This is a genomic window from Sphaerimonospora cavernae (assembly GCF_042435035.1).
In the GTDB taxonomy this organism is placed as follows: Bacteria; Actinomycetota; Actinomycetes; order Streptosporangiales; family Streptosporangiaceae; genus Sphaerimonospora; species Sphaerimonospora cavernae.
This window is the reverse complement of the sequence record NZ_JBHMQT010000014.1, coordinates 237,157-247,103: the sequence shown is the minus strand read 5'-3', so window position 1 is coordinate 247,103 and position 9,947 is coordinate 237,157. Positions and strand designations below refer to the sequence as shown.

Sequence of the window (9,947 nt, the reverse complement as noted above, 5' to 3'; positions counted from 1 at the left end):
GAGTAGGACGCCGCCGGACAATCTTTTTGTGGAGGCCATCCCTTGTGGGGTGGCCTTCACGCATTTCCAGGGGTTTCATGCGTACCGACTACATGCCGCGGCGGATCCGCAGTAGCTCTCGGGGATCCTGATCGTCGCTCAGGCGCTGGGACTCGTGGCCGCTGCGTCATTCGCCGGTCAGGCTGTCAACGGTGGAGAAGAACTCGCCGAGACGCACGTCATGGTGGGCTGGGCATGGTGGTTCACCTGATAGCGCTGCTGCAGATCGTGGCGGCCGTCCTGGTCCCCCCGCGGCCGTACGCCGCTTGTAGCCGTGTGCTCCGCTCCCCGGGATGCGGAGCACCACGATGGTCACAGGGCGAGCACCTGGGCGGCCGCCGTCGTCAGGCTGCCGCGATACGCCTCGCCGTACAGGCAGACGTGGACGGCGAGCGGGTGGAGTTGGTGGAGGGGCACACGCTCGCGCCAGCCGTCCGAGAGCGGTGCCGCCTCACGGTATGCCCCGAGGATCGTGCTGAGATGCGGTGCGCCGAAGAGCGCGAGCATGGCGAGGTCGGTCTCGCGGTGGCCACCGTGCGCCGCCGGATCGATCAGCACGACCTGCCCGTCGGTCCAGAGCAGGTTGCCATTCCACAGATCGCCGTGGATCCGGCTGGGTGGCTCGGCCGGTCCCGCGACCTCGGGGAGGTAAGCACAGGCATCCTCGATCAGCTCGACATCGACCGCGGACAGACGGCCGTCGTCCCGCGCGAGCCGTACGAAGGGAAGGACCCGGCGGGTGACGTAGAACGACGGCCAGTCGGGGGCGGCGATGTTCTCCATGGGCAGTCGCGCGATGGTCCCGGGCCAGGGCGCGCCGAAAGCCGGTGCGCCCGCCGCGTGCAGAGCGGCCAGTTCACGCCCGAACCGCTCCGCGGCCGCTGCCGTCGCAGGCCCGGTGTCGACCCATTCGAGGATCAGCGTGTCGGACGACACGCTGATCACCTCGGGTACGGCCACCACGCCGGGGTCGGCGAGCCACCGCAGGCCGGCCGCCTCCGAGGCGAAGGAGCCGGACCCGGTCCCCTTCTTGACGAAGACCCTCCGGCCTCCGTCGAGCATGGCTTCGTGAAGCGACCAGGCGTGGCTCTCACCCAGGTCTCTAGTGATTTTCAAGATGCTTGGCCAGCCCTTCCGCCGCCGCCTCGATCATGCGGAGCACGTCGACGAACCCCTCGTGGCCGCCATAGTAGGGGTCGGGCACCTCGGCTCCGTCGGGAGCGGTGGGATCGAACGAGCGCAGCATCCGCACGTCGGCGTCCCGGGGCGCGAGACGGCGGATGCCGCGCAGGTTCTCCCGGTCCATGACGAGGATCAGGTCGCGTTCGGCGAACCAGGCGGGATCGAATTGGCGCGCCCGGTGCGACGAGCCGTCGTAGCCGTGCTCGGCGAGCGTCGCCAGCGCCCGCTCGTCCATGGGATTGCCGGCATGCCAGCCTCCGGTGCCCGCGCTGTCGACAACGACGTCGAGCCCATGGGCGGCGAACGTACGGCGCAGCACCACTTCGGCCATCGGAGAGCGGCAGATGTTGCCCAGGCAGACGAGACACACACGTTTCATGGCTCCAATCGTCCCCTATGCCGGTCACGATCGGGCAGGGAGGCTCATTCGGCCCGCCAGAAGAGTGGTTGGAGATCGACCCGGCTCATTCACCGTCCGTTCACCTTTACCAGGACTTTGCTTCACTTTTACCGCCTAGCGTCCCTCACGATGACAGTGCGACTGAGAGGAACAACCGTGAAGTATGCGGGCCGGCTTGTCCTGACCGCCGTCGTCACCGGCGTGCTTTCGCTCGCCGCGTGTGGCACCGACGACAACACCACATCCAGGACGGCAGGGGAGCCGGTGTCGGGGGGGCCGGCGGGCACCGTCAACGCCGCCGGATCGTCCGCTCAGGCGAACGCGATGGCGGAGGGGAAGAAGGCGTTCCAGTCGTCGAATCCCGGGGCGAGCATCAACTACCAGCCGAGCGGCTCCGGCGCGGGGGTGCAGGCGTTCATCCAGGGCGCCGTGGCGTTCGCCGGTTCGGATTCGGCGCTGAACGACAGGGAATCGGCCCAGGCGGACGCACGCTGCGAGACCGGGAAGGCGATAAACCTGCCCATGGTCACCGGCCCGGTGGCCGTTGTTTACAACCTGCCGGATGTGAACGACCTGCGGCTGTCTCCGAGGACACTCAGCGGCATCTTCAACAGCGAAATCACCAAGTGGGACGACCCGGCCGTCAAGGCGGACAACCCGGAAGCACCGCTGCCCTCCATCGCCATCCAGACATTTCATCGGTCGGATGAGTCGGGCACCAGCGACAACTTCACCAAGTTTCTGAAGGCCACCGGCGACTGGCCGTACGAGGCGGCGAAGGCGTGGCCCGCTGAGGCGCGGGGCCAGGGCGCGAAGGGCTCGGACGGCACCGCCGCCGCGGTCAAGGGCACCGAGGGCGCGATCAGTTACGTCGAGTTGTCCTTCGCGGAGAACTCGCGGCTCCAGAAGGCCAAGGTCGCCAACGGCTCGGGTGAGTTCGTCGAACTGACCCCGGAGAGCGCCGGCAAGACCGTCGAGGCTGCCGAGATCGTCGGCACCGGCAACGACCTCAAACTCGAGATCGACTACGCGACGAAGGTCGCGGGCGCCTACCCGATCGTGCTGGTGACGTACGAGATCACTTGTGAGAAGGGCCTGCCGGCCACCGACGCGAAACTGGTCAGGTCGTTCCTGGCCTACACCGCCGGCGATGAGGGTCAGCAGGCGCTCAGCGGCCTCGGCTACGCTCCGCTGCCACCCGGCCTTGTCGCCAAGGTCCGTACCGCCATCGTCGCTATCTCCTGATCACCATGGTCACGACATTCCGTACCAGACAGGGCGGCCAGACCACCCACCAGGCCGTCTGCCGGGCCGCCCGTCGGCGTGCCATCGGCGTCGGCGGCACCCGCGGTGACGGGCCGTTCCGGTTCGCGGCCACCGGGGCGGGCATCGCACTCCTGGCGATGATGGGTGCGATCGGGGCCTTCCTCGTCAGCACGGCGATCCCGGCACTCCGGGCGGACACCGCGAACTTCCTGACCGAGCTCACCTGGCGGCCGAACGCCGCAGAACCGGCGTTCGGCATCGGTGCGCTCGCGTTCGGCACCGTGCTCAGTTCGTTCATCGCGCTGGTCATCGCCACCCCGGTGGCCGTCGGCGTGGCGCTGTTCATCTCCCATTACGCGCCCAGGCGGCTCGCGTCAGCGCTCGGTTACCTGGTCGATCTCCTGGCGGCGGTGCCGAGCGTGGTCTACGGGCTGTGGGGCATCGCCTTCCTGGTGCCGTTCATGCTCGGACCGTCGGAGTTCCTCAACCGCTACCTCGGCTGGATCCCGCTGTTCGGGGGCGACCAGGTGGTCGGCCGGAGCATGCTCACCGCGTCTCTCGTGCTCGCCATCATGATCCTGCCGATCATCGCCGCGATCTCCCGTGAGGTGTTCCTCCAGGTGCCCAAGGCGCAGGAGGAGGCGGCGCTCGCGCTCGGGGCCACCCGTTGGGAGATGATCAGGATGTCGGTGCTGCCGTTCGGCCGTCCCGGCGTCATCAGTGCCGCGATGCTCGGCCTCGGCCGCGCCATGGGTGAGACCATCGCCGTCGCCCTGATCTTCCCCGCGACGTTCACCATCTCGCTTCGCGTGCTCGGCCCGAGCGGAAACAGCATCGCCGCCAACATCGCCAACGGTTTCGGCGAGGCGACCGAGATCGGCCGGGGCGCACTCGTCGCCTCGGGGCTGGTCCTGTTCCTGATCACGCTGCTGGTGAACACGGCCGCACGGTTCGTCGTTGCCCGCCGCAAAGAGTACGCGAGGGCGGCGGCATGACCGTACAGACCGGCATTCAGTCCATTTCGGTCGGCCGGCGGGCGAAAGACCGAATCATCCAGGTGTTGATCTTCCTGGCCTTCGCCCTGGCGCTCATCCCGCTCGTGTCCGTGCTCTGGATGGTCGTCGGCAACGGCATGCAGCGTTTCGACCTGGAATTTCTCACCCACTCGATGCGCGACATCGGGGCCAGGGACGTCGGCGGCGGCGCCTACCACGCGATCGTCGGGACACTGGAACAGGTCCTGCTCGCCTCGCTCATCGCGATCCCCATCGGGCTGCTCACCGCGATCTACCTGGTCGAGTACGGCAACGGCGGGTGGTTGACGAGAACCATCGGCTTCTTCGTGGACGTCATGACCGGCGTCCCTTCTGTCGTTTCCGGGCTCTTCGTCCTGGCTTTCTGGATCCTCGTGCTCGGCATGCCGTTCTCCGGCTTCGCCGGCGCGCTCGCGCTGTCGATCCTGATGATGCCGGTCGTGGTCAGGGCGGCCGAGGAGATGCTCCGCCTGGTGCCGCGCGAACTGCGCGAGGCGTCGTACGCCCTGGGCGTCCCGCAATGGCGGACGATCGTCAAAGTGGTGCTGCCCACGGCGTCCACCGGCATCATGACCGGCGTCATGCTGGCCGTCGCCCGGGTGGCCGGAGAGACCGCGCCGCTGTTGCTCACCGTCTTCTTCACCGACTCCATCAACAACGACCCGTTCCAGGGGCCGCAGATGGGTCTTCCGCTGTACGTCTTCGACCAGGCGGGCCGCCCGACCGACAGCGCGATCGACCGCGCCTGGACCGGGGCGCTCACGTTGATCCTGATCGTCATGCTGCTCAACCTGGTCGCACGCCTCATCGGATGGTGGCGGTCGCCCGCGAGGAGGAGGTCCTGACAACATGGCCAAGCAGATCGAGGTGTCGGATCTCGACGCCTACTACGGATCGCACAAGGCGATCGAGGGCGTCACGATGACGATCGAGCCCCGGTCGGTCACGGCGTTCATCGGTCCGTCCGGCTGCGGCAAGTCGACGTTCCTGCGCACGCTGAACCGGATGCACGAGGTCATCCCCGGTGCCCGGGTGGAGGGCAGGGTCAGGATCGAGGACCAGGACCTCTACGGGCCGGACGTGGACCCGGTCTCGGTCCGCCGGACCATCGGCATGGTGTTCCAGCGTCCCAACCCGTTCCCGACCATGTCGATCTTGGACAACGTGGCGGCCGGACTGCGGGTGAACGGGCGGTTCTCCCGTTCCGAAATCGAAGGCGTCGTTGAGGAGTCCCTGAAGGGCGCCAACCTGTGGAACGAGGTCAAGGACCGGCTCCACAAGCCGGGAGCGGGCCTGTCCGGCGGACAGCAGCAGCGGCTGTGCATCGCGCGTGCGATCGCCGTACGACCCGAGGTCCTGCTGATGGACGAGCCGTGCTCGGCCCTCGACCCGATCTCCACGCTGGCGATCGAAGACCTGATCGCACAGCTCAAGAAGGACTACACGATCGTCATCGTGACGCACAACATGCAGCAGGCCGCACGGGTCAGCGATCGGACCGCGTTCTTCAACCTGGCCGCCCAGGGACGGCCGGGCAGGCTCATCGAGATGGACGACACCTCAAAAATCTTCACGAACCCGGCGGAGAAGGCCACCGAGGACTACATCGCCGGCCGCTTCGGCTAGCGATGTGACAGACGCTTGAGCACCTCGTCGTGGAGGAGCCCGTTGGTGCAGACGAGGCTGCCGCTGTCGAGCGGGGAGGTTCCGTCGAGCGCGGTGCAGGTGCCGCCGGCCTCCTCGATGATGACCGTCAGCGCGGCCATGTCCCAGGGGGAGAGCTCGGGCTCGGCCGAGATGTCCACGGAGCCATCGGCGACCATCATGTGCGACCAGAAGTCCCCGTAACCTCGGGTCCGCCAGACTCCCCGGGTGAGATCGAGAAAGCTGTCGAGCCGGCCTTCCTTCTCCCATTCCTCCAGGTCCGAGAACGACAGGGAGGCGTCGTCGAGGCGGCCGACCGAGGACACCCGGCAGCGGGACGCCTTGGCGAGACTCCGCCCGGTCCAGGCGCCGGCATCCTTCGCCGCCCACCAGCGGCGGTTCAGCGCCGGCGCGGACACCATCCCCACCACGACCTGCCCGCGCTCCATCAGCGCGATGAGCGTGGCCCACACGGGGACGCCGCGCACGTAGTTCTTCGTGCCGTCAATGGGATCGACGATCCATGAGCGCATGCCGTACCCGGTCATGCCGTATTCCTCGCCCATGACCGCATCGCGCGGGCGGGCGCGGCGCAGTGTGCCGCGGATGGCCTCCTCGACGGCCCGGTCCGCGTCGCTCACCGGTGTGAGGTCGGGTTTCGTGTCGACCTTCAGATCGACGGCCTTGAAACGGCGCATCGTGATGTCGTCGGCGGCGTCCGCCATCACATGCGCGAGGTGCAGATCGTCGCTGTATCCCGTCACAAGCCCTCCCTTTCAGGTGCCCAAGGTACCGTGCCACTGCCGGGTCGCAGCAGAGCACGGTCGTGCCCTATTTCGTACTGATCGGTAATATTCGGGCATGGATATCGCGGCTTTCCTGCTCGACAGCGTGCCGTCCGCCCGGCTGCTCGGCATCTCCTTCGACTCCGTCGGCTCCGGTGGGCCGTCGATATCCTCGACGCGGCCGGTGCCGTCGTGGCGGCATTGACCGTCACGTGGACTCTGAAGCCCAATCGCCCCGCGACGCGCTCCTGAACGGCGGCCGCGCTCAGCTTTCGCGGGCCCAGGCGATGGTGGCTTTGAGACCGGTGGGGAGGTCGTGCCTGGCGATCCAGCCGAGCCCGTCGAGGGCCGGGGCGGGGTCGACGGCCATGGCGGGCAGATCGCCCGGGCGCGGCGGCTCGAACCGCGGCTCGTCGGGGGCTCCGGTGGCTTCGGCGATCAGCGTGTGCAGCTCCCGGTCGGTGGTCTGCACGCCGGTGCCGAGGTTGAACCGCCGCCCGTCGCCGGCGGTCCCGCAGGCGCGGGCGAATCCGTCTACCACGTCGTGGACGAAGACGTAGTCACGCGTCTGGGTGCCGTCGCCGTACACGACCGTGGGCTTCCCGCTGAGCAGCGCGTCAGTGAAGATCGCGACGACCCCCGCCTCGCCCTCCGGTGACTGCCGCGGACCGTACACGTTGGACAGCACGAGAGCCGTGTACTCGAGCCCGTGCAGTGCCCGGTAGGTGGCCAGGTAGAGTTCGCCGCTGAGTTTTGAAGCGGCGTACGGCGAGCGCGGATCGGTGGGGGCGCCGCCTGGCACCGGGATCACCGCCGGCCTGCCGTACACGGCGACCGACGAAGCGTAGACCACCTTGCGTGCGCCGCCCCGCTTGGCGGCCTCCAGCACGTTGATCGTGCCCGCGATGTTCGCCCTGGCGTCGGTGAGCGGATCGGCCACGCTCCTGCGGACGCTGATCTGGGCGGCGAGGTGGCAGATGATCTCGGGCCGCCACGTCTGTGCGAGATCCACAAGCGCGGGGTCCCGTATGTCCATGACGTGCAGGGACGCGTGGGGGTTGCGGTTGTGTCCGGAGGAGAGGTCGTCCACCACCGCCACGTCATGGCCGTCCGCCAGAAGCCGATCGACGAGATTGGATCCGATGAACCCCGTCCCGCCTGTGACCAGTGCCCGCATGTCCCCGCTCTTCCTTGAAGGTTCGACGGTAGATCCTAACCGCCGGGTAGGACATGCGGGCGTGCCCCGGACCGGTTCGGGTCAGTCGGCCAGCTCGGTGCGGATCTGCGCGATGCGGGACAGGACCTTGGCCCGGAGGTCCTCCGGGACGGGATCACAGCCGCATTTCCTGGCCACGAGCTGCTTGATGGCCTGCTCCAGGCCATACTCCTCGAGGCAGGGTCCGCACTCGTCGAGATGCCGCCTGATCTCGGCGCATCCGCTGTTGTCCAGCTCGCCATCGAGGTAGCTGTAGACACGGTCCAGTACGTCGCTACACGGCGTGTCATGATGGCGCCCGCAGCTCATCGCATCTCCTCCCCAAGCGACCCGCCGGGACCTCCGTCAGGGGAGTCCGCCCGCACGAGTCCGCGTTCGCGCGCGTAGTCGTGGAGCAGGGTTCGCAACTGCCGCCGTCCCCGGTGCAGGCGCGACATCACGGTCCCGATCGGAGTGCCCATGATGTCGGCGATCTCCTTGTACGGGAAGCCCTCGACGTCGGCGAGATAGACGGCGATCCGGAAATCCTCGGGAATCGCGGCGAGCGCGTCCTTCACGTCGCTGTCGGGCAGATGGTCCAGCGCCTCGATCTCGGCGGACTTGAGCCCGGTCGACATGTGCGACTCGGCCCGGGCGAGCTGCCAGTCCTCGATCTCCTCGGTGCCGGACTGCCTGGGCTCCCGCTGCTTCTTGCGATAGCTGTTGATGAAGGTGTTGGTGAGGATGCGGTACAGCCAGGCCTTGAGGTTCGTCCCCACCTGGAACTGGTGGAAGGACGCGAAGGCCTTGACGAAGGTCTCCTGCAGAAGATCCTCGGCATCCGCTGCGTTTCGGGTCATCCGGAGCGCCGCGGAGTAAAGCTGCTCGAGATACGGCATGACGTCGCGCTCGAACCGCTCACTGCGCTGCTCCAGAGTCTCCTCGGCCGTCGTGGCGACCGGACCCACCCCCTTCAGGACGCCGTACCCAGCCGAGGATACCGGCCCGGAGTACGGGGCCAGCCGGGGGACTTCTGGCAGCACCAACGTCTTCATGCCCAACTGCAACAGGGCGGGCGTAGAGTCTGTTCCCGGTGCAGTTTCAGGTGATGAACGTTCCCGCACGGGGAAAGAAACCAAGTACCGGCTGGAGTCCGGTAACCGACGTCCAGGAGCCGCTCGTGCTGCCTATCCCGGCCAACGAACTCAACGGCTCGGGCACCCTCGGGCCCTATTGGACCTTCTATCACGCCGTGGTGGCCGAGCAGCTCAGGCAGTGGCTTCCCAAGCGCCCCTCCCTCCTGCTGGACCTGTCCGGCGGCCGCAGCCGGTGGCCTGCCCAGGCCGCCCGTGCCGGGCATCGGGTGATCGAGGTGATGGACTTCCGCCGGTCGGCCGAGCCCCGGCTCAGGGCCGCCTCCGACCGGATTCACAAGGTGCGCGCCGACGACCTGAGCTTTCTGCCGGACGAGTCCGTCGACGGAATAGTCGCCGAGCAGCGGGTCCTGTCGGTCGAGATCATGGCCGAGTCGGTCATGGAGGACGTGGCGCGCGTGCTCAAGCCCGGCGGCCGGGCGCTGCTGTGCGTCGACTCCCTGGTTCTCGGCATGGCGATCCTCGCCGAGCAGAACTACTGGGCCCATCTCTGCCAGACCGGGGAGGTCATGCTGGTCCCGTGGCCGGACGGCAGCATCACCCGGTGTTTCACCAGCGCCCAGATGCGCGAGCTGATCACCTCGGCAGGGCTGGAGACGGAGTGGATCCGCCCGCGTACCGTGCTGTCCCCGTCCACTGTCGATCACGTGCTGAGCTCGGAGAGCCGGTCGCTCGCCTGGCTGGTGCGCACCGAGTTGGAGTCCGAGGGCGACGGGGACGACACGGTCGGCATCCACCTGGTCGCCAGCGCCCGCAAGCCGCTCTGAAGCCCTCGCACGGCCGAAGGGACGGTGCTCAGCGGCGACGGCGTTCGACCCGCGACTGGCACTGGACGCACCGTGCCGCCTCGGGACGCGCCTCCAGTCTGCCGTCCGGTACGGCCTTGCCGCAGTCGACGCACCGTCCGTAGCCGCCGTCCTCGAGCCGCTTCAGCGCGGCCAGCACCGCGGTGCGCTGCCGCGCGGCCACGTCGAGCATGGCCCGGGTCCGGTCGGAATCGGTGAGGTGGGCGCCCCCGTCAGCCGCCGACCTGTCCCGCAGGTCGACGCCATCCCCCTTGAGCACCCTGATGGACCTGTCAAGCTCCTGGAGCATGCCCTCCAGGCGCATGCGCACGGTCGCGTCGTCCACGAGTCCGCACCTCCGGGACGTATGGGGGAATCCGTCGAGGAGCCCCGGCCTCCTGACGGTTCGAGCTGGTTACTGGGTGTAAATCGCTTTCCTCACGGATGCCCAGTTCATCGCCCG

General features: G+C 68.0%; 13 protein-coding genes. 6 read left to right on the top strand and 7 right to left on the bottom strand.

Features of this window, described 5'->3' with window-relative positions; all coding sequences use genetic code 11:
- Positions 1-351 precede the first annotated feature (351 nt).
- Together ACFHYQ_RS10220 and ACFHYQ_RS10215 are read right to left on the bottom strand one after the other, a co-directional pair.
- The gene (locus ACFHYQ_RS10220) at positions 352-1,155 is read right to left on the bottom strand and encodes a fructosamine kinase family protein (protein ID WP_394300861.1); all 804 of its coding nucleotides are present in this window, start codon (positions 1,153-1,155) and stop codon (positions 352-354) included.
- Positions 1,142-1,600: a low molecular weight protein-tyrosine-phosphatase gene (locus tag ACFHYQ_RS10215; RefSeq protein WP_394300860.1), complete on the bottom strand. Its 459-nt coding sequence runs from the start codon at positions 1,598-1,600 to the stop codon at positions 1,142-1,144. The genes ACFHYQ_RS10220 and ACFHYQ_RS10215 overlap by 14 nt, the downstream gene beginning before the upstream one ends.
- A 177-nt stretch (positions 1,601-1,777) precedes the next feature.
- Here ACFHYQ_RS10215 and pstS point away from each other — a divergent pair, with 177 nt between their 5' ends.
- From pstS to pstB, 4 genes are read left to right on the top strand one after another with little or no spacing between them, the layout of a single operon-like run.
- Positions 1,778-2,866, top strand: a complete 1,089-nt coding sequence (pstS, locus tag ACFHYQ_RS10210; RefSeq protein ID WP_394300859.1) for a phosphate ABC transporter substrate-binding protein PstS — start codon at positions 1,778-1,780, stop codon at positions 2,864-2,866.
- A gap of 5 nt (positions 2,867-2,871) precedes the next feature.
- The gene (gene pstC, locus ACFHYQ_RS10205; RefSeq protein ID WP_394300858.1) at positions 2,872-3,882 is read left to right on the top strand and encodes a phosphate ABC transporter permease subunit PstC; all 1,011 of its coding nucleotides are present in this window, start codon (positions 2,872-2,874) and stop codon (positions 3,880-3,882) included.
- Positions 3,879-4,766: a phosphate ABC transporter permease PstA gene (gene pstA / locus ACFHYQ_RS10200; protein WP_394300857.1), complete on the top strand. Its 888-nt coding sequence runs from the start codon at positions 3,879-3,881 to the stop codon at positions 4,764-4,766. Before pstC ends, pstA begins: the two co-directional genes overlap by 4 nt.
- Before the next feature lie 4 nt (positions 4,767-4,770).
- Positions 4,771-5,547 carry a phosphate ABC transporter ATP-binding protein PstB gene (gene pstB, locus ACFHYQ_RS10195; protein WP_394300856.1) on the top strand — a complete coding sequence of 259 codons (777 nt, stop codon included), beginning with the start codon at positions 4,771-4,773 and terminating at the stop codon, positions 5,545-5,547.
- On the opposite strand, the gene hisN is transcribed toward pstB, so the two are convergent.
- Positions 5,544-6,329 carry a histidinol-phosphatase gene (gene hisN, locus ACFHYQ_RS10190; RefSeq protein WP_394300855.1) on the bottom strand — a complete coding sequence of 262 codons (786 nt, stop codon included), beginning with the start codon at positions 6,327-6,329 and terminating at the stop codon, positions 5,544-5,546. The two genes, pstB and hisN, sit on opposite strands and share 4 nt — an antisense overlap.
- 97 nt (positions 6,330-6,426) lie before the next feature.
- Between hisN and ACFHYQ_RS10185 the strand changes: the two genes are divergently transcribed.
- Complete coding sequence (locus tag ACFHYQ_RS10185) at positions 6,427-6,555, top strand: hypothetical protein (RefSeq protein WP_394300854.1); 129 nt, start codon at positions 6,427-6,429, stop codon at positions 6,553-6,555.
- 60 nt (positions 6,556-6,615) lie between these two features.
- Here ACFHYQ_RS10185 and ACFHYQ_RS10180 read toward each other — a convergent pair whose 3' ends face one another.
- The 3 genes from ACFHYQ_RS10180 to ACFHYQ_RS10170 form a co-directional block, all read right to left on the bottom strand.
- The gene (locus ACFHYQ_RS10180) at positions 6,616-7,527 is read right to left on the bottom strand and encodes an NAD-dependent epimerase/dehydratase family protein (RefSeq protein WP_394300853.1); all 912 of its coding nucleotides are present in this window, start codon (positions 7,525-7,527) and stop codon (positions 6,616-6,618) included.
- Between the two features lie 81 nt (positions 7,528-7,608).
- The gene (gene rsrA / locus ACFHYQ_RS10175; RefSeq protein ID WP_394300852.1) at positions 7,609-7,875 is read right to left on the bottom strand and encodes a mycothiol system anti-sigma-R factor; all 267 of its coding nucleotides are present in this window, start codon (positions 7,873-7,875) and stop codon (positions 7,609-7,611) included.
- Positions 7,872-8,600, bottom strand: coding sequence for a sigma-70 family RNA polymerase sigma factor (locus ACFHYQ_RS10170; RefSeq protein ID WP_394300851.1), 729 nt, complete (start codon positions 8,598-8,600; stop codon positions 7,872-7,874). The genes rsrA and ACFHYQ_RS10170 overlap by 4 nt, the downstream gene beginning before the upstream one ends.
- Positions 8,601-8,725: 125 nt before the next feature.
- Between ACFHYQ_RS10170 and ACFHYQ_RS10165 the strand changes: the two genes are divergently transcribed.
- Positions 8,726-9,466 (top strand): class I SAM-dependent methyltransferase, encoded by a 741-nt coding sequence (locus ACFHYQ_RS10165; RefSeq protein ID WP_394300850.1) that lies wholly within the window; start codon positions 8,726-8,728, stop codon positions 9,464-9,466.
- A gap of 28 nt (positions 9,467-9,494) precedes the next feature.
- Here the strand turns inward: ACFHYQ_RS10165 and ACFHYQ_RS10160 are convergent, their stop codons facing one another.
- Positions 9,495-9,830, bottom strand: a complete 336-nt coding sequence (locus ACFHYQ_RS10160; RefSeq protein ID WP_394300849.1) for a TraR/DksA family transcriptional regulator — start codon at positions 9,828-9,830, stop codon at positions 9,495-9,497.
- Positions 9,831-9,947: the final 117 nt, after the last annotated feature.